The organism is Kutzneria sp. NPDC051319, from assembly GCF_040682195.1.
Classification (GTDB): domain Bacteria; phylum Actinomycetota; class Actinomycetes; order Mycobacteriales; family Pseudonocardiaceae; genus Kutzneria.
Genome location: NZ_JBFBAM010000120.1, coordinates 1 through 17,830, shown reverse-complemented (window position 1 = coordinate 17,830; position 17,830 = coordinate 1). Strand labels below are relative to the sequence as shown.

The 17,830-nt window shown below is 70.1% G+C and carries 17 protein-coding genes; 6 read left to right on the top strand and 11 right to left on the bottom strand.

The annotated features are described in order from the left end of the window. Positions 1–173 precede the first annotated feature (173 nt). Entirely contained in the window at positions 174–950 is a 777-nt protein-coding gene (locus AB0M73_RS47980) for a VOC family protein (protein ID WP_052395174.1), read from the top strand. Here the strand turns inward: AB0M73_RS47980 and AB0M73_RS47975 are convergent. Both AB0M73_RS47975 and AB0M73_RS47970 read right to left on the bottom strand, forming a co-directional pair. Next, complete coding sequence (locus AB0M73_RS47975; RefSeq protein WP_363906604.1) at positions 947–1,975, bottom strand: chitinase; 1,029 nt, start codon at positions 1,973–1,975, stop codon at positions 947–949. The two genes, AB0M73_RS47980 and AB0M73_RS47975, sit on opposite strands and share 4 nt — an antisense overlap. Before the next feature lie 109 nt (positions 1,976–2,084). Next, positions 2,085–3,074 (bottom strand): chitinase, encoded by a 990-nt coding sequence (locus AB0M73_RS47970; protein ID WP_363906602.1) that lies wholly within the window; start codon positions 3,072–3,074, stop codon positions 2,085–2,087. Positions 3,075–3,317: 243 nt separating this feature from the next. On the opposite strand from AB0M73_RS47970, the gene AB0M73_RS47965 reads away from it, so the two are divergent. From AB0M73_RS47965 to AB0M73_RS47950, 4 genes are all read left to right on the top strand, one after another. Continuing rightward, positions 3,318–4,289 (top strand): chitinase, encoded by a 972-nt coding sequence (locus AB0M73_RS47965; protein WP_363906600.1) that lies wholly within the window; start codon positions 3,318–3,320, stop codon positions 4,287–4,289. Positions 4,290–4,383: 94 nt separating this feature from the next. Continuing rightward, a complete protein-coding gene (locus tag AB0M73_RS47960; protein WP_363906598.1) occupies positions 4,384–5,145 on the top strand; it encodes an alpha/beta hydrolase in 762 nt (253 codons plus the stop codon). 3 nt (positions 5,146–5,148) lie between these two features. Beyond that, positions 5,149–5,490: an MGMT family protein gene (locus AB0M73_RS47955; RefSeq protein ID WP_363906596.1), complete on the top strand. Its 342-nt coding sequence runs from the start codon at positions 5,149–5,151 to the stop codon at positions 5,488–5,490. Continuing rightward, positions 5,490–6,095, top strand: a complete 606-nt coding sequence (locus AB0M73_RS47950; protein ID WP_363906594.1) for an FMN-binding negative transcriptional regulator — start codon at positions 5,490–5,492, stop codon at positions 6,093–6,095. Before AB0M73_RS47955 ends, AB0M73_RS47950 begins: the two co-directional genes overlap by 1 nt. A 344-nt stretch (positions 6,096–6,439) precedes the next feature. On the opposite strand, the gene AB0M73_RS47945 is transcribed toward AB0M73_RS47950, so the two are convergent. From AB0M73_RS47945 to AB0M73_RS47905, 9 genes are all read right to left on the bottom strand, one after another. Beyond that, the gene (locus tag AB0M73_RS47945; protein WP_363906592.1) at positions 6,440–7,429 is read right to left on the bottom strand and encodes a pirin family protein; all 990 of its coding nucleotides are present in this window, start codon (positions 7,427–7,429) and stop codon (positions 6,440–6,442) included. A 26-nt stretch (positions 7,430–7,455) separates the two neighbouring features. Then, positions 7,456–8,280 (bottom strand): sirohydrochlorin chelatase, encoded by an 825-nt coding sequence (locus AB0M73_RS47940; protein ID WP_363906590.1) that lies wholly within the window; start codon positions 8,278–8,280, stop codon positions 7,456–7,458. Next, positions 8,280–9,392: a uroporphyrinogen-III synthase gene (locus tag AB0M73_RS47935; protein ID WP_363906588.1), complete on the bottom strand. Its 1,113-nt coding sequence runs from the start codon at positions 9,390–9,392 to the stop codon at positions 8,280–8,282. The genes AB0M73_RS47940 and AB0M73_RS47935 overlap by 1 nt, the downstream gene beginning before the upstream one ends. Continuing rightward, a complete protein-coding gene (gene nirD / locus AB0M73_RS47930) occupies positions 9,389–9,730 on the bottom strand; it encodes a nitrite reductase small subunit NirD (RefSeq protein WP_363906586.1) in 342 nt (113 codons plus the stop codon). The genes AB0M73_RS47935 and nirD overlap by 4 nt, the downstream gene beginning before the upstream one ends. Further along, positions 9,727–12,168 carry a nitrite reductase large subunit NirB gene (gene nirB, locus AB0M73_RS47925; RefSeq protein WP_363906584.1) on the bottom strand — a complete coding sequence of 814 codons (2,442 nt, stop codon included), beginning with the start codon at positions 12,166–12,168 and terminating at the stop codon, positions 9,727–9,729. Before nirB ends, nirD begins: the two co-directional genes overlap by 4 nt. A gap of 96 nt (positions 12,169–12,264) precedes the next feature. After that, on the bottom strand, positions 12,265–13,062 hold the full coding sequence (locus AB0M73_RS47920; protein ID WP_363906582.1) for a TIGR02569 family protein: 798 nt from the start codon (positions 13,060–13,062) through the stop codon (positions 12,265–12,267). A 121-nt stretch (positions 13,063–13,183) separates the two neighbouring features. Next, positions 13,184–14,356 carry an adenylyltransferase/sulfurtransferase MoeZ gene (gene moeZ / locus AB0M73_RS47915; protein ID WP_043730161.1) on the bottom strand — a complete coding sequence of 391 codons (1,173 nt, stop codon included), beginning with the start codon at positions 14,354–14,356 and terminating at the stop codon, positions 13,184–13,186. A gap of 106 nt (positions 14,357–14,462) precedes the next feature. Further along, positions 14,463–15,581: a DUF3152 domain-containing protein gene (locus tag AB0M73_RS47910; RefSeq protein ID WP_363906580.1), complete on the bottom strand. Its 1,119-nt coding sequence runs from the start codon at positions 15,579–15,581 to the stop codon at positions 14,463–14,465. 46 nt (positions 15,582–15,627) lie between these two features. Further along, positions 15,628–16,659, bottom strand: coding sequence for an alpha/beta hydrolase (locus AB0M73_RS47905; RefSeq protein ID WP_363906578.1), 1,032 nt, complete (start codon positions 16,657–16,659; stop codon positions 15,628–15,630). 171 nt (positions 16,660–16,830) lie between these two features. Between AB0M73_RS47905 and AB0M73_RS47900 the strand changes: the two genes are divergently transcribed. Beyond that, a complete protein-coding gene (locus AB0M73_RS47900; protein WP_043719031.1) occupies positions 16,831–17,457 on the top strand; it encodes a TetR/AcrR family transcriptional regulator in 627 nt (208 codons plus the stop codon). Positions 17,458–17,830: the final 373 nt, after the last annotated feature.

Here is a 17,830-nt window from a genome sequence, read left to right as displayed (position 1 = left end):
TCCAAGCACGCGCCCCCGACAGTCCTGGGTGCCCCCTTGATGCAGGGAAGGACGCCTTACCCGCGTTCAACGAGGGTAAGGCGTCCTTCCCTGCATGACGGAGGTTGTAGGTAAAGAGTAGGTAATGACATACTCAAGGCTAGGCACCTTCCCCGCAGTGAGGAGGCGACCCCATGTCCGTCATCACGAAGCCGGCCCTCGGCAGCCCGTGCTGGCTTGAGATCGCCACACCCGACCCCGACGCCACCGCGCGCTTCTACGGCCGACTGTTCGGCTGGGAGTTCGACGGCGCCACCGCCACCCTGTTCGGCGAACCGGTCGCCGGGGTCCGACGGGCCACAGAGCCGGCCCTGGGCTGGACGCCGTACCTGGCCACGCCGGACATCGACGCGACCGCCCGGCTGGCCGCCCGCTACGGTGGCCGAATAGCGGATCGCCAGGGCGACAAGGCAATCCTGCTCGACCCGACCGGCACCGCCGTCGGCTTGTGCGAGTGCGGCGACGGCCACCACTTCACCGCCGGCGTGCCCGGCTCGCTCGTGTGGGCCGAGCTCGTCACGTGGCGGGCCACGCTGGCCGACCGGTTCTTCGGCGCGGTCTTCGACTACGGCCAGAAGCAGTTCGGCGACGGCCGCCGCTTCGACCACATGGTCTGGTACGCGGGCGAGGATTCGGTCCTCGCCCGCGTACGAATGGCGCTGGGCACGCCGGAAGACGTGCCGGCCCGGTGGATCGCGCAGTTCGCGGTCGACCCCGACCTGGGCTTCGAGGCGACGGTCGCGCTGGCCCGACGGCTCGGGGCCCGGCTGCGGTTCAAGCCGTACCGGTCGGCGCTCGGGCGGGTCGCCGTGCTGGCCGACCCGCTCGGCACCCGGTTCGCGGTGATCGACCCGGACGACATCGACGAGTCCGAGTACGGCTCACTGGCCGACGACCCGTACGACGACTAACCCTTGAAGCCGGCGAACACCTTGGCGAAGTCGAACGCCTTCTGCGGCACGTTGGTGCACTGGAACAGCGCGCCGGTGCAGGCGTTGGCGTCGCGGCTCTGCTCCCAGTAACCGAGGTAGCCGACGTGCTGCTGGTTGGCGAAGTTCACCACGGCCTTGGCGTTGGCCACGCTGAACACCTCGGTCTGGGTGTCGTTGACGCCGAGCATGGGCGTGATGCCGAGCATCTTGAACGCCTGCGCGTCGGACAGCCCGGTGAAGATGGTCTTGAGCTGCTTCTCCGTGCTCTGTGCGGACTGGATGACCCGCGCGCCCATGTCCTTCTCGGCGGTGCCGAAGTCCATCGCCATGATGTTGACGACGTCCATCGCCACGCCGGCGGCCTTGGCCGACCTGACGACGTTGAGGCCGTCGGCGGTGAGGCCGGTGGGCAGCACCGGCAGCGTCAGCGAGACCTTCACTCCCGGATTCTGCTTCTGCACCAAGGCGAGCGCCTTGGACCGGCGGTCGATCGAGGCCTTGTCGGCCACCGCCGCACCCTCGACGTCCATGTCGATGTGGGTGAGCTTGTACTCCTTGACCACGGAGGAGTACTGCGCCGCCAACTGGTTCACGTCCGTGCAGGCCTGGGCGAGTTCGGTGCCGGTGGCGCCGCCGAAGGACACCTTCACGTCACCGCCCGCGGCCCGGACCTTGTTGATCTGGTCGAGGCCGAAGCCGTCGGAGATGGCGTGGGCGTTGAACCAGCTGGCCTTGCAGCCGCTCGCGGTGACGAACGCGAGGCTGAACGACTTGATGCCGCCGGCGCTGGCGAACTGGGACAGCTTGTCCGCGGACAGGCCCATGTCCACGTACGGGGCCACGGTGATCGCCGACGCCGCGGCCGGGCGCGCGATCTTGTTGTTCGAGGCGGCGTTGGCGTCGTTGGAGCTGGCGCCGAACACCGTCGCCATGCCGATCGTGACGGCCGCCGCCATCACACCGCCGACCATCAGCGCCTTGCGGCGGGCAGGGGGAATGGTCATCGGGGTCCTCCAGAGACAGTGAAACCGGGTCGGGAATTGGTACGCACCAATTTCCGACCCGGTTCACCGAGGGCCTCACCCTGCAGGGTTGGGTGAGTCGACCCGGGGATCAGCCGGCGTACCCGGCGAAGATCTTGGAGAACTGGTACGCCGACTGCGGCACGTTGGTGCAGCGGTAGAGCGCGCCGGTGCAGGCGTTGGCGTCCCGGCCGACCTCCCAGAACGACAGCATGCCCAGGTGCACCGACTTGGCGAAGTTGACCACCTTGGTGGCGTCGGCGGTGTAGAAGATCTCGTTCTGCGAGTCGTTCACGCCCAGCATCGGCGTGAGGCCGACCTTCTTCCACGCCGCCGCGTCGGACAGGCCGTACAGCGACTTGAGCTGAGCCTGCGTCGCCTTCGCCGCCGAGACGGCGCGGTCGCCCTGGTTGGCCGAGCCCATGTAGTAGTCCATGGCCATGATGTTGACCATGTCGAGGTTGACGCCGGCCGACTTGGCCGCCTTGACCACGGTGAGGCCGTTGGTGTCCAGGCCGGACGGCAGCACCGGCAGCGTCAGGGAGATCTTGACGCCGGGGTTGGCCGACTGAACCTGGGCCAGCGCCTGGGAACGCCGGGTGATCGAGGTCGGGTCGGCCACGGCCGCGCCCTCGATGTCGAAGTCGACGTACTTCAGGCCGTACGCCTTGATCACGGCGTTGTACTCGGCGGCCAGCGAGCTGACGCTGGTGCAGGCCTGGGCCAGTTCGATGCCGCTGGCGCCGCCGAAGGACACCTTCACGTCACCGCCGGCCGACCGGATCTTGGCGATTTCGCCGCTCTGCCAGGCGGCTCGCGGGTCGTAGGCGTTGAACCAGCTGGCCTTGCAGCCGGCCGAGGTGACGAAGCCGAGCGTGAAACCCTTGAGGTTGCCGGACTTCGCCATCGTGGACAGGACGGGCGTCGGCCACTCGCCCATGTCGACGTAGGGCGCGACCGGTATGGGTGAGCCGGCGGCCTGCGGGGCCGCCGGTGACGCGGATGCGGCCATGGCGGCGACAGGCGCGACGAAAGCGCCCATGAGTGCGATCGCGGCGACGGTCAGGGAACGCAGGCGCATAACGGACCTCCAGGAGCGGGCAGGGACCACGCGGCGGTCGGAGAGAGCGTTCCCAATTGGTATAGACCAGATTGGCCACGCGACGCCATCGGCGGTTCGGACGAACGCAATGAGGGCCGATCGGCCTAGAAAGAGGCTCTGTATCGATCCTGATCGTCTACCTTATTGACGGTTTCAACTGGTCTAGTCCAGTGTGGGAAGCGCTTCACCGAAGTGACCTGACTCACCCTGCGGAGGACGTCGATGAAGCTGACCCGACGTGGCCTGGCGGCCCTGCTCACCGCCGGCCTCGTGGGCACTGGGGCCCTGACCACCGCGGTCGCCGACGCGGCTCCGGCCGTGGTCAACCCGGTGACCGCGTCGCCGTACATCTATCTCGGCGCGGGCTGGCAGCCCAACGTCGCCTCGACGATGTCGGCCACCGGCCTGAAGGCGTTCACCATCGCCTTCGTGCTGTCCAACGGCGGATGCACGCCGGTGTTCGACGGCGGCTCGTCCGCCGCGTCGAACACGATCAACGCGGTCCGCAAGGCCGGCGGTGACGTGATCGTCTCCTTCGGCGGCTGGGGCGGCAACAAGCTCGGCGAGCACTGCTCAAGCGTGTCCGCGCTGGCCGGGGCCTACCAGAAGGTGATCACGCAGTACTCGTTGAAGGCCATCGACATCGACATCGAGGCCACCGAGATGAGCACCCACTCGGTGCAGGACCGGGTGCTCGGCGCGCTGAAGACCGTCAAGGCCGACAACCCGGGCCTCAAGGTCGTGGTGACCATGGGCACCACGACGTCCGGCCCGGACGCCGACGGCCAGCGGCTGATCCAGCAGTGCAAGGCGCTGGGCGCGAACGTGGACGTCTGGTCGATCATGCCGTTCGACTTCAGCAGCGGCGGCGACATGTGGGCGCACACCAAGTCCGCGGCCGAGGGGCTGAAGGGCCGGCTCAAGAGCGCCTTCGGCTGGACGGACGCGCAGGCGTACACGCACATGGGCATCTCGTCGATGAACGGCAAGACCGACAACGCCGGCGAGACCGTGACGGTGGGCAACTTCACCAGCATCCTGTCGTACGCCCAGACCAACCACCTGGCCCGGCTGACGTACTGGTCGGCCAACCGGGACCGCGCCTGCGGCTCCGGCGGCGACGGGGACACCTGCTCCGGTGTTTCCCAGAGCGCCAACGATTTCAGCAAGGTGATCGGCAAGTTCACCGGCTGACCACGAGTTGCGGGGCCCCCGCCGAGCTGGCGGCGGATCGGCGGTGGCCCCGCATCCCTTTCTCGGTAGGCACTTCGCGCCGGATAATCCGCCCATGACACTTCACGTCCACGAGTACGGGCCTGCCGACGGCAGGCCCGTCTTGTTGTTGCACGGGCTGAACGGTCACGGTGGCCGGTGGCGGCCGTTGGCCTCGCGCGAGCTGGCCGATTTCCGTGTGCTGGCACCGGATCTGCGTGGTCACGGCGATTCGACCCAGTTGCCGCCGTGGACGTTGGAGCAGCACGCCGCCGACGTGGTGGAGGTTTTGGACGCCCTCGGCCTGGACCGAGTGCCGCTCGTCGGGCAATCCTTCGGCGGGGCTGTCGCCCTGCACATCGCCGCTTCGGCGCCCGAACGGATCTCGCGGATCGCCCTGCTGGATCCGGGGACCGGGCTTTCACCCGAGCGGTGCGCGGAAGGCGCCGCCGGGGAGCTGAATCGGCCGACGTGGCCCGACATCGACACCGTGCGGGCGTTCTTCACCAGATTCTGGCCGGCGGCGGCGGTCGAGGTCGAGGTGCCGGCCAACTTCGTGCAGGTGGACGGCCGTTGGCACATGCGGTACTCCGCCGCCATGGCCGTGACCTCATGGAGCGAGATCGCCCGACCGCCCGTGTTGCCGCCACGAGGTATGCCTTCGCTCCTGCTCCGCGCAACCAAGGCGGACTTCGTGTCACCGGAATTCGTAACCGCGCTGCGGGACCGGCTGGGCGCGGACCTGACCGTGCACGACGTGGACGCCGGCCACCAGCTGCACTTCGAGCGGCCGGAGGAAGTCGGTGCGCTGCTGCGCGAGTTCCTCTGCGAGGCTTGAGCCATGGATGCCGAGATCCTCGACCCGGTGATCGTCGAGCAGGTGCGGGCCGTGATCGCCCGCATTCCCGCCGGACGGGTCGCCACCTACGGCGACGTCGCCGACATCTCCCGTGCGCCGTCCGCGCGGCTGGTCGGCCGGGTGTTGCAGAACGGGCACGACCTGCCGTGGCAGCGGGTGTTGCGCGCCAACGGGACCTGCGCCCCGCACCTGGCCGACGAGCAGCTCGGCCTGTTGGCCGCCGAGGGCGTGCCGTCCGTCGAGGGCAAGGTCGATCTGCGCAAGTACCGTTGGGAGGAGGCCGTGCCCGAGGAGCCGGACGAACCGCAGTTGGGATTGTTCTGATGTATGTGCCCCAGCATTTCGCCGCCACCGACGACGATGTCCGCTCGTTGCTGGCCAATCCCGGCGCTGCCGACCTGATCACCTCGACCGCCGACGGCCTCGTCGCCACCCTGCTGCCGTTCGTCTACGACCCTTCGCGCCACGCGTTGCTCGGCCACGTCGCCCGCAACAACGACCAGTGGCGGCGGCCCGCCCTCGGCGAGGCCTTGGTCATCGTGCGCGGTCCCGACGCCCACATCTCCCCCGCGTGGTACGCCAGTAAAGCGGAGCATGGCCGGGTCGTGCCGACGTGGAACTACATCACCGCCCACGTGTACGGCACCCTCACCGTGCACGACAGTCCCGAGTGGGTCGAGGATGTCGTGCGGCGATTGACTTCCGTGCACGAGCCCGAGTGGTCCGTCGACGACGCCCCGCAGGCCTTCGTCGCCGGGCAGCTACGGGCCATCGTCGGCGTCGAGGTGGCGATCAGCCGTGTGGAGGCCAAGCTCAAGCTCAGCCAGAACCGCCCGGCCGCCGACATCGACGGAGTTGTTGCGGGGCTTAGCGAACGCGGCGACGATGCCATGGCCGGCGCGGTCGAGCGGCACCGGCCGCCGAACTGAGCAGGCCCTTTGAGCAGTGCAACCTGGCAGTCCCGGTGAGCCGGTTTTGAGCCGCCCCCGAATCAATCCAAGCAGATCAACCTGGGAATGCCGGCCGAGCAAGGGCCGGCGACCTTCGCCCGAGCAGCGTTCCCAGCTTCATGTGGTTGGATTGAAACGGGGGCTGCTCAGAACAGTCTTGTGCCACATGCGCTTCTCACTTGGCACCAGGGCGCAAATGGGAAGCGCACGTGGCGAAAGGGACGCCGCAGCTTCCTACCCACGTCGCAAGGGCACCGGTGCCACATGCGCTTCCCATTTGGCACTGGAACGCAAGTGGGAAGCGCATGTGAAGAAAAGCCCGTTCAGAGGGCGGTGTCGGCGTCGCTGCGGTGGGCCAGGTGCTGGGGCTGGACGGTGGCGAGGCGGCCGGCGCGGAAGTCGTCCATGGCCTGGTGGATCTCCTCCTTGGTGTTCATCACGAACGGCCCGTAGCGGGCCACGGGCTCGCGGAGGGGGCGGCCGCCGAGGATGAGGATGTCCATGGCGTTGGCGGCGGAGGAGGGCTGGGAGTCGGCGGCACGAACCGTGAGGGCCTCGCCGTAGCCGAAGTCGGCCAGCTGGCCCTCGTCGAGGGGGCGGGCCTCGCGGCCGACGGCGCCACGGCCGGCCAGGACGTAGACCATGGCGTTGAAGTTGGTGGGCCAGCGCAGGTCGAGCTGGGCGCCGGCGGCGAGGGTGGCGTGCAGGTAGATGATCGGGGTGTAGGTGTCGCCGGGGCCCTGGTGCCCGTCGAGGTCGCCGGCGATGACACGAACCAGCGCCCCGCCGTCGGTTGACGCGACCAGGGCGGCATCTCGTGCGCCGATGTCCTGGTAGCGGGGCGGGGTCCACTTGGCGGAGCGGGGCAGGTTGACCCAGAGCTGCACGCCGTGGAACAGCCCGCCCTTGGCGATGAGCTCCTGCGACGGCAGCTCGCTGTGCAGCACGCCGGCGCCGGCGGTCATCCACTGGGTGGCGCCGTCGGTGATGACGCCGCCGCCACCGGTGGAGTCCTCGTGCTCGAAGACGCCGTCGATCATGTAGGTGACGGTCTCGAAGCCCCGGTGCGGATGCCACGGCGCGCCCTTGGCCTCGCCGGGCCCGTACTCGACGGCGCCCATGTGGTCGAGCAGCAGGAACGGGTCGGCCAGGGGCATGTCGGCGCTGGGGAACGGCCGGCGAACCTGGAAACCCTCGCCCTCCAGGAACTTGCCGGCGGTGACGACCTTGAGCACGGGCCGCCACTCGATGGTGGCGGCGGGTAGCTCGGGCAGCCGCGGCAGGGTCAGGGTGTCGGCGGTGACGGCAGGCATGGTGGGCCTCCTCGACGAGGGTCTGGCTACTGTCCCACCAACATGGTTGAGCGGTCAACTATTCCGGCGGCCAGGGCGCGTCGGACCACCAGCTCGACCAGGCGGGGGTGCGCGCCGATGGGCTCGGACACCAGGTCGGCGCCCATATCGGCCAGGCGCTGGTGGAAGAGACCGGGGGCAAGCAGCCAAGAGGCAATGGCGACCGGACGGCGAGAGCAGGCATCGGCCGCGGAGAACAGACAGGGGTCGGCCGAGGGCCGGCCAGAGCCAGCCGCATCGGCCACCGAGGCAGCGGGAAGCAGCGAAGGAACGGACCAGCCAAGGCCAGGCGAAGCCGGAGCGGCACCGGCGGCGGCGACCGCCTCCGGCACCGAAGGCCGGGCGGAGGTGATGAAGCCGACCTCGACGGACGAGCGGGTCAGCACCGACAAGCGGCGAGCGGCCCGGTGCACGTCGGCGACGGCGCGGGCGTCGGACGAACCGGCGGCGGCGAGCACGACGCCCTGACCGCGCACCCAGCCACAAGCGACCAGGCGGGAGTACACGGCGTCGAGCACCAGGTCAGAAGGCCCGAGCGCCGGCGTCACGGTGACCGACGAGCAGCCCGATAAAAGCACCTGCTCCGGCACGTCGACCCGGACGTGATAGCCGGCGGCCAAGAACGCGGGCACGACAACGGCGGGCCCGGACACCGAAGACAGAACCTCGGTCAAAGAAGGCGACCTGACGTCCACATAGGCGACCTCGACCGGAACCGAGGGCAGCCGTCGGCGCACGGCGGCGGCGATCTCCGAGATGACGACGGCGCCGGCCGGATCCTGAGTGCCGTGAGCGGCCAGCACCAACGTCATCAAGCCTCCAGGGCCAACCGGTAACCACGTTTCACCACGGTCTGCACGAGCTTGGGCTGCCCCAGCGCGGTCCGAAGCCGTCCGATGGCGGTCTCCACGGCGTGCTCCTGCACGGGCGTGTTGTCCCGCTGGAGCACGGTCATCAGCCGCTGGCGCGACACGACATGGCCGGGCTGCTCGGCCAGGGCCCGCAGCACGGCCATCGGGGCCGGGGCGATGGGCCGCAGATCGCCGTCGACGACCACGGCCTGCCCCCTCATCTGCACGGAGGCGCTCTCGAACTGGATCACCTGCGCCCGCGCGGGCAGCTCGACGGCGATGGTCCGGGCCAGGGCGCCGATCCGGGCCCGCTCGGGGATCACGCACGGCACTTCGTACGGAGTGAACGGGCCGGCGCAGATGGAGCCGACACAGGCGACGAGAATGTCGCTGCGCAGCGCCGAAACGACGGCCTCGCGGCGGCCGGTGGCCTTGGCCCGGGCCAGGGTCGAGGCGACGGCGGGCGCGCTGGTGAAGGCCAGGGCGTCCACCTGGCGTCCGACGATGGCGTCCAGCAGCCGGTCCAACGGGTTGGTGTCGGGCGGCGCGGTCCACCGGTAGACGGACACCTCGGTCACGTCGGCGCCGGCGTCACGCAGGGCGTTGACGAAGTCGGGCAGCGGCTCGCCGTGCAGCTGCACCGCCACCCGCTTCCCGGCAACCCCCTGGTCAAGCAGGTAGTTCAGCAGCTCGGCGTTGCTCTCCGACTCGGGCGCCCACGCCTCGCTCAGCCCGGCCGCCCGCACGGCTCCCCGCACCTTCGGCCCGCGGGCCAGCACCTCGGCCCCTTCGAGGTGCTTGATCAGGTCCTCGCCGAGGCCCCAGCCGTCGGCGGCCTCGATCCACCCGCGGAAGCCGATCGCCGTGGTGACCACGGCGATGTCCACGGGCTTGGCCATCAGCTGCTCGGTGCTGATCCGCAGCTGGGCGTCGTCCAGCAGCGGCACGATCCGGATGGCCGGGGCGTGCTGGATGGACGCGCCGCGCCGCACCAGCAGCGCGGCCAGTTCGTCGGCCCGTCTCGCGGCGGTGACGCCCACGGTGTAACCGGCGAGCGGGTCGACATCAGTCACGGTGAGCCCACCCGGACGTATCCGTCCCACACCTCGACGGGGTAGCTGGTGACGGCCACCGAGGCGTCGTCGACGCAGCGGCCGGTGGCCAGCTCGAACGCCTGCTTGTAGACGGGCGAGACGACGACCGGCACGCCGCCGCGGTCGCCGACGATGCCCCGGGAGAGCACGGCGGCGGAGCTGAACGGGTCATGGTTGGACAATACGTGTAGGCCGTCCTGGGTGCGGAACACCGCGACCTGCTCGCCGTTCGGCAGCAGCGCGGCCACGCCCCGCCCGGGCAGCAGCTGTTCGAAGCGGCACACGGTGGTCCAAGTGCGTTCCTGTACGGCGGTCATCGCGCCATCACCTCCGGAATACCCAGCTGAACGGGGACGCGCTGGCCGCGCTCCTCGCGGAAGGAAATCGACGGGTCGGGCACGCCGGGCGCGTTCACGAACGAGCTGAACCGCGCCAGCTTGACCGGGTCCTCCAACACGCCGCTCCACTCGTCCGCGTAGTCGCGCACGTGGGCGGCCATGGCCTTCTCCAGCTCGGCGGCGATGCCGAGGCTGTCTTCGACGATCACGTCCCGCAGGTGGTCGAGGCCGCCCTCCATGGCCTCGATCCACGCCGAGGTGCGCTGCAGCCGGTCCGCGGTGCGGACGTAGAACATCACGAACCGGTCGATGGTCCTGATCAGGGTCTCGGTGTCCACATCGGACACGAGCAGGTCGGCGTGCCGGGGCGTGAAGCCGCCGTTGCCGCCGACGTAGAGGTTCCAGCCGTGCTCGGTGGCGATCACACCGAAGTCCTTGCTCCTGGCCTCGGCGCATTCCCTTGCGCAGCCGGACACACCGGCCTTGAGCTTGTGCGGCGAGCGCAGCCCGCGGTAGCGCAGCTCCAGCTCGATGGCCAGCCCGACCGAATCCTGCACGCCGTAACGGCACCACGTGCTGCCGACGCAGGATTTGACCGTGCGTAGGGCCTTTCCGTACGCGTGGCCCGACTCGAAGCCGGCGTCGACCAAGCGCCGCCAGATCAGCGGCAGCTGGTCGACGGTCGCGCCGAACAGGTCGATGCGCTGGCCGCCGGTGATCTTCGTGTACAGCCCGAAGTCCTGCGCCACCTCGGCGATCACCATCAGCTTCTGCGGGGTGATCTCGCCGCCGGGGATGCGCGGCACCACCGAGTAGGTGCCGTTGCGCTGGAGGTTGGCCAGGAAGTGGTCGTTGGTGTCCTGGAGCGCGGCCTGCTCGCCCTCCAGCACGTGCCCGCTGTTGAGCGACGCCAGGATGGACGCCACGACCGGCTTGCACAGGTCGCAGCCGCTGCCGCTGCCGTGCTCGGCCACCAGCTGGCTGAAGGTGCGGATGCCGGTGGCATGGATGATCTCGAACAGCTCGGCCCGGGACTGGGGGAAGTGCTCGCACAGCGCCTTGGACTGCTCGACGCCGCAGCTGGTGAGCAGCTGCTTGAGCGTCGGCACACAGGATCCGCAGCCGGTGCCGGCCTTCGTGCACACCTTGAGCGACGGGACGTCGGCACATCCGGTGCCGATGGCGGCGACGATGTCCGCCTTGGTGATGGCGTGACAGGAGCACACCTGGGCGTCGTCGGGCAGCGCGGTGTTGGCGACGCCGGCCGGGGCGATCAGCGAACCGGGGTCGGCCGGCAACGGGCGGCCGACGTAGGCCCGCAGCGTGGCGTACGAGCTGGCGTCGCCGACCAGGACGCCGCCGAGCAGCGTGCCGGCGTCGTCGGAGACGACGATCTTCTTGTACGAGCCGGAAACCGGGTCGTTGTGCACGACTTCGAGTGCGCCCGGCGACACCGCGTGGGCGTCGCCGAAGCTGGCCACGTCGACGCCGAGAAGCTTCAGCTTGGTCGAGGTGTCCGCGCCCGGGAACACCTTGGCCCCACCGGAAAGCTGGTCGGCGACCACGTCGGCCATCGCGTAGCCGGGGGCGACCAGGCCGTACACGCGGCCGTCGATGCAGGCGCACTCGCCGATCGCGTAGATCGACTCGTCCGAGGTGCGGCAGGCCGCGTCGACGACGATGCCGCCCCGCTCGCCGACCGCCAAGCCGAATCGACGGGCGAGATCGTCGCGAGGGCGCACACCTGCGGAGAAAACCACGATGTCGGCCGGAAGTTCGCTGCCGTCCGAGAGCACGACCCGATCCTCGCCGACCGAGGCGACCGACACTCCACAGTGGACATCGAGCCCGAGCCGGATAACCTCCCGGCGCAGCAGGGCGCCGCCGCCCTCGTCGATCTGCAACGGCATCAGGCGCGGGGCCAGCTCGACGACCTGCGGGCGAACTCCCATGAGCCGCAAGGCATTCGCGGCTTCCAGCCCGAGCAGGCCACCGCCGATCACCACGCCGTTCACGCCGCCGTGGGCGCGAATGGCGTCCAGGTCCTCGATCGTGCGGTAGACGTAGCAGTTGGGCAGGTCGTGGCCGGGAACGGGCGGCACGAACGGATACGAGCCGGTGGCCAGCACCAGTGCGTCGTAGTCCGTGACGAAACCCTGCTCGGTGACGACTTTCCGGGCCTCGCGGTCGATCTCGACGACCTTGTCGCCGAGGCGGGTCTCCACGTCCACCGGGGCCAGTGACAGCTTCGAGGCGTCCCAGCCGTCCACGTACGACGACAGCGCCACCCGGTCGTAGGCCGGACGCGGCTCCTCGGCCAGCACGACGATCCGCCAGTCGCCGCCGCGTTCGGTCAGCGTGCGCACGAGGTGGTGTCCCACCATCCCGTTGCCGATCACGACCAGTGTCCGCGTCATAGGGCAATGCTGTGCAAGATCCGTGACCCCGCCGGGTCACCTACGTTGCCTGCGAGTTACGTGGTGCTCCCACCGCAGGTCAGAAACTGGTGCGCGTCAGACCAGATCCAGGATCTGGGTGGTCGCCCGCTCCAGGCCCCGCAGCGACTGCAGCGTCGAGCGCGGGTGCAGGGCGTGCACGGCCAGCCGGAACAGCAGGGCCCGGACCAGCGCCTGCGGCCATTCCGCGAGGTGCGCCCAGCGCTTGAGGATGCCCTGGTCGGCGCCGCCCCAGGCCAGCGCGTCGACCACGATCACCGCCGCCGCCCACTCCGGCGGCCGCCAGAACGGGGAGAAGTCGATCAGCGCCGGCGCCGCCTTGCCGTCGAACAGCACGTTGCCGAACAGGTCGCCGTGCACCACCTGGGACTTCAGCCCGATCGGCACCCGGGAGGCGGTCACCAGCTCGAACAGCCGGCCGCCCTTGTCGTGGTCCAGCTCCACCAGCTCCTCGCCCCACGCGGCGCGGTCGGCGGTGGCGAAGACGTCCTTGCGGGCGTCCAGAAAACGGGGCCGTGGCAGCATGTCCGTCGCGCCGTGCAGGCGCACCGACACCGCGACGACCTCGTCGTGCTTGGGCTCGGCCCGGCCGGACAGGTACCGGGTGGCGGACCAGCCGCCGACGACCCACCGGCCGTCCGACGAGCGCACCGGGCGGCCCAGCCGGAGGTTGTCCACGGTCAGCCCGTCCAGCGTCTGCGCCACCCAGGCCGCCTCCGCCGGGTTGGGCGCCGGGCGGATCGCCGCGTCACCGCAGCGCCACACCGGCCCGCTGTCGATCAGCTCCGGCTCGCTGCCCCGAGCGCCGAACGCCGCGCACACATGTGGCGGGGGAGGCTGCGGGGAGGTCGTCACGAAGCGCGACGCTACCTTGTACGGCGGCCGTTTTGGGGGACCGCCACAGGTGTCTTTGGCGTTTGGAAGGGGGCTTTCCTCCACTCGGAGTGGAGGAAAGCCGCCTTCACAGCAACTACTGTCAGTAAGTCGGCAGGCTCGGGTCGACCTCGCGGGCCCAGGCCAACACGCCGCCGCCGACGTGCACGGCGTCCTTGAAACCGGCCTGATGCAGGGCCGCCAGCGCCTCCGCGGACCGGGCGCCGGACTTGCAGTGCAGCACCAGCGGCTTGTCCTGCGGCAGCTCGGAGAACGCCTCGCCGGACAGGATCCGGTCCTTGGGGATCAGCACCGAGCCCGGGATCTTGACGATCTCGTACTCGTGCGGCTCCCGCACGTCGACCAGCAGGAAGTCCTCACCCGCGTCGATCTTCTGCTTGAGCTCGAGCGGCGTGATGGTGTGACCGGCGGCGGCGGACCGGGCGTCGTCGGACACGACACCGCAGAACGCCTCGTAGTCGATCAGCTCGGTGATCGGCTTGGTCTCCGGATCCTTGCGGATCTTGATGGTGCGGTAGGTCATCTCCAGCGCGTCGTACACCATCAGGCGGCCGAGCAGCGTCTCACCGATGCCGGTGATCAGCTTGATCGCCTCGGTCACCATGATCGAGCCGATGGACGCGCAGAGCACGCCCAGCACGCCGCCCTCCGCGCAGGAGGGGACCATGCCGGGCGGCGGCGGCTCGGGGTAGAGGTCGCGGTAGTTCAGGCCCTGGCCGTTGGGCGCGTCGTCCCAGAAGACGCTGGCCTGGCCCTCGAACCGGAAGATCGAGCCCCACACGTACGGCTTGCCCAGCAGCACCGCGGCGTCGTTGACCAGGTACCTGGTGGCGAAGTTGTCGGTGCCGTCCAGGATCAGGTCGTAGTCCCGGAAGACGTCGAGCGCGTTCTCCGAGTTCAGGTGCGTCTGGTGCAGAATCACCTTGACGAACGGGTTGATCTCGGCGATCGAGTCGCGGGCCGACTCGGCCTTGGGCCGTCCCACGTCGGACTGTCCGTGGATCACCTGGCGCTGCAGGTTGGACTCGTCGACGACGTCGAACTCCACGATGCCGAGCGTGCCGACCCCGGCGGCGGCCAGGTACAGCAGCGCCGGGCTGCCGAGGCCGCCGGCGCCGACGACCAGCACCTTGGCGTTCTTCAGCCGCTTCTGCCCGTCCACCCCGACATCCGGGATGATCAGGTGGCGGCTGTAGCGCTCGACCTCTTGTTTGGTCAGCTCCGCGGCTGGCTCAACGAGCGGCGGAAGCGGCATCTGCTCCTCCTCGACGCAGGGGGAATTCATCCTGCCCCCACTTCAACGCCCAGCCTGCCTCAGTGTCTTCCCGGCGGGAAACTCGTCCCACAGGGTGGACAGGCCCTCACTGGCCGTTCTGGCCGCCGGGCACGCCCTGGGGGTTGGGCCAGGCGTTGGGCCGGCACACCTTGCCGTCCTTGGTGACCGCCGTCCGGTTGGACGGGTCGGCCTGGTTGAGCTGCCACACGTAGTCGTCGGACACGCCGAAGGTCTGCTGCATCATCACCGGCGCCAGCCCGCCCTCGGCTCCGCAGCCCACGTGGGGGTTGCCGAACACGTGGCCGACCTCGTGGTTGATGGCGTACTCGCGGTACAGGCCGATGTCGCCGTTGAACGCCATCGCGCCGCGGATCCAGCGGGCCAGGTTGATCACGACCCGGTTGTAGTTCGGGTTCCAGCAGGAGGCCTCGTACTGGATCTGGTAGCCGCACATGTCCGGCCGGTGGTCGGTGTTGGGCGTGGTCAGGCTGACGATGAAGTCCGGCTTCTTGAACTCGGGGCCGACCCGCTGCAGCGAGATCGAGCCGCTGCCGACCCAGCTGCGGGGGTCGGACAGGATGTTCTCCACCGTCTTGGCGAACGCGTCGTCGCCGCCGTAGGCCGCCTGGTCGATGCCGTCCTCGACGGCAATCGCGTAGTGGTACAGCTTCGAGCCGCCGCCGACCTTCTGACCGCTGCCCGCCACCAGGTGCCAGGTGCCGCTGCCGGCCTGCGGGAACGCGTCGCCCTGCGGCAGCACCGCGGTCCCCGTCTTCGGGTCCACCGGCACCGCCGAGTTCTCGGTGGCGGCCGGCGGGCCGCTGGTCGTCGTGACCGGGTTCTGCGCGGCCAGGCCGTCGACGCCGCTGGGGTCGGAGGAGGCCGGCGTGCGGGCCACGTTGAACACCACCAGCGCCGTCACCACCACGAGCACCGGCAGGGCGTACACCCGCCAGCCGTAGGTCGCGGCGAAGCCCTTCACGCCCTTGCGGGGCGGCTTGCCCCGGCCCGGCTCGGCCGGCTCGTCCTCGGCGCGCTCCGGCCGCCACTTGGCGGCCAGCGGCTCCGCCGCGGTGCGGCGGCCGCCGTTGCGGTAGCGCTCCTCCGGGGGGCGACGGCTGGTCGCGGGACGGATCGGCGACACGTTGCTGGGCTTCGCGGGGCTGCCCTCGCTGCCACGGCCTTCCTGTGTCGTCCGAGTCACCGACTCAGAGTGCCACATCCGTGACGGCCCGCCACGCAGGCCGGGCTCACCAGTTGCCCCGGTCCACGGCCTCCCACATGCCCAGCACGGCCCGCGCCACCGTGACCGGCCGTTCGATCTGGGCGCAGTGTCCGACGCGGGGCAGAACCAGCAGGCGACCGCGTTGCAGCAGCTGAGCGGTCCTCGGCCCCTTGCGCACGCTGACCAGCCGGTCCTGCGTGCCCCACACCACCAGGGAAGGGGCCGTGACCTTGGGCACCACCCGCCACATCGAGCGGTGGGCCGGGGCCAACCAAGATCGGATCAACCCGATCGTGGTGGCCGCGAGGGCCGAGGAGTAGTACGGGTTGTTGTTGCGCTCGATCGTCTCGCGCACACCCTCGTCGATCCGGTTCTCCGGGATGACCGAGGGACGGGCGAAGCACAGGCGCAGGATCTGCAGCGACTGCTCGCGCGGCGTCATCGCGGCCAGGCGGCGGCGCACCCCCGTGCCGATGAACGGCACGAAGGCCAGCGGCATCATCGGATTGGCGCAGCGGCGCGGGTCCGGGCGCAGGTCGGGGACGGCCGGCGAGACCAGGGTCAGCGAGCGCACCAGGTCCGGGCGCTCGGCCGCGACGGCCAGCGAGATCGCGCCGCCCATCGAGTTGCCGAACAGGTGCACCGGGCCGCCCAGGCCGTCGAGGAAGCGGACCACGGTGTCGGTGTGCGTGGCCATGCTGAAGTCGTAGCCGTCCGGCGGCGGGGTGCGGCCGAAGCCCGGCAGGTCGAGGGCGATGCCGTTGACCTGGCCGGACAGCTGGCCCATCAGGTCCGTCCAGTTGGTGGACGAGCCGCCGAGGCCGTGCACGAAGACCGCCGTCGGGGCCGTCGGGCTCGGGGCCGGGGTGCGGCGGACGTGCATCGTGACGTCGCCCGAGGTCATCAGCTCGCCCGGCCACGGCGGGATCGACAGGTCAAGCGGCGGCAGCGGCGCCGTCGAGAGGGGCACGCTGGTCAGCGACTGCGTCCGCGGGCGCGCGGGCAGGGTCAGCGGGATGCCGGCTCCGAGAGGCGCGGCCGCGGATACGGTCGTCATGCCTTCATGATGCCTCGTGGACTCCCCGGGTTCACCTTCTGAGCGAGGTTGCGACACCTTCCGTACACCTGAAGCCGCAGGGAGCTCACCACAGGCCGCTACCGACGAGTAAGGTTTGGTCACCCGGCCGATCTGACTCGATCAGGGTGGGCGACGCTGGCGGGAGGCGAGATGACGGAGACGGCACAACAGGGCATCGGGCGCGGTGTGCGGCTGCCCAGGTCGGCACGACGCGCCCAGCTGCTGGCCGCCGCGCAGGACGTGTTCGTGGCCAACGGCTACCACGCCGCCGCCATGGACGAGATCGCCGAACGGGCCGGCGTCAGCAAGCCCGTGCTGTACCAGCACTTCCCCGGCAAGCTCGAGCTCTACCTCGCCCTGCTCGAGAGCCACGTCGACGCCCTGGTCGCCTCCGTCCGCCAGGCCATGGAGTCCACCACCGACAACAAGCAGCGCGTGGTGGCCGCCGTGTCCGCCTTCTACGACTTCGTCGACAACGAGGGCCAGGCCTACCGCATGGTCTTCGAGTCCGACCTCCGCGGCGAGCCCGCCGTCCAGCAGGCCATCGAGCGCGCCACCTCGGCCAGCGTCGACGCCATCACCGAGACCATCATGGCCGACGCCGCCCTCGACCGTGACCGCGCTCGCCTGCTCGCCGTCGGCCTCACCGGATTGTCGCAGGTCACCGCCCGCTTCTGGCTCGACACCGACCGCCGCGTGCCCAAGGAGGACGCCGTCCTGCTGGCCTCCACCCTGGCCTGGCGCGGCATCGGCGGCGGCTTCCCCCTCCAGCACTGAGTTCTTGCCGCGCGTCCCGCGCGGGGCTCGGCCCCCGGGTAGCCGACGCCTCGCCCTTGCCGGATTCAGCCCGCCACGTCGGCTTGGGTGGGTGGGCGCGTCGGGTGGCGGCGCGCGAAATCCGGCATGCGGGCGAAGCATCGGCGGGGCCTCGCGTATGTCACCGGGAGATCCCCAAGACGGGATGGCAGCAGGTCAGAACCCCTTCAGCAGCTCACGCGACCGCCCCGCGCCGACCCTGACGGGACACAGCCCCCGCCCTATCGGCGGTTTCTAGCGGTCGTTGCAACACTGCTGCTAGCCGGTGCTGGTGAGCAGTCGTGTCACGCGTTCGGCCGGGCTGTCCCATCCCAACGTCATACGGGGTCGGTCG

Coding starts and splice junctions, on each gene's coding strand:
- AB0M73_RS47980 (WP_052395174.1), top strand. CDS start 174: ATGTCCGTCATCACGAAGCCGGCCCTCGGCAGCCCGTGCTGGCTTGAG.
- AB0M73_RS47975 (WP_363906604.1), bottom strand. CDS start 1,975: ATGACCATTCCCCCTGCCCGCCGCAAGGCGCTGATGGTCGGCGGTGTG.
- AB0M73_RS47970 (WP_363906602.1), bottom strand. CDS start 3,074: ATGCGCCTGCGTTCCCTGACCGTCGCCGCGATCGCACTCATGGGCGCT.
- AB0M73_RS47965 (WP_363906600.1), top strand. CDS start 3,318: ATGAAGCTGACCCGACGTGGCCTGGCGGCCCTGCTCACCGCCGGCCTC.
- AB0M73_RS47960 (WP_363906598.1), top strand. CDS start 4,384: ATGACACTTCACGTCCACGAGTACGGGCCTGCCGACGGCAGGCCCGTC.
- AB0M73_RS47955 (WP_363906596.1), top strand. CDS start 5,149: ATGGATGCCGAGATCCTCGACCCGGTGATCGTCGAGCAGGTGCGGGCC.
- AB0M73_RS47950 (WP_363906594.1), top strand. CDS start 5,490: ATGTATGTGCCCCAGCATTTCGCCGCCACCGACGACGATGTCCGCTCG.
- AB0M73_RS47945 (WP_363906592.1), bottom strand. CDS start 7,429: ATGCCTGCCGTCACCGCCGACACCCTGACCCTGCCGCGGCTGCCCGAG.
- AB0M73_RS47940 (WP_363906590.1), bottom strand. CDS start 8,280: ATGACGTTGGTGCTGGCCGCTCACGGCACTCAGGATCCGGCCGGCGCC.
- nirD (WP_363906586.1), bottom strand. CDS start 9,730: ATGACCGCCGTACAGGAACGCACTTGGACCACCGTGTGCCGCTTCGAA.
- nirB (WP_363906584.1), bottom strand. CDS start 12,168: ATGACGCGGACACTGGTCGTGATCGGCAACGGGATGGTGGGACACCAC.
- moeZ (WP_043730161.1), bottom strand. CDS start 14,356: ATGCCGCTTCCGCCGCTCGTTGAGCCAGCCGCGGAGCTGACCAAACAA.
- AB0M73_RS47905 (WP_363906578.1), bottom strand. CDS start 16,659: ATGACGACCGTATCCGCGGCCGCGCCTCTCGGAGCCGGCATCCCGCTG.
- AB0M73_RS47900 (WP_043719031.1), top strand. CDS start 16,831: ATGACGGAGACGGCACAACAGGGCATCGGGCGCGGTGTGCGGCTGCCC.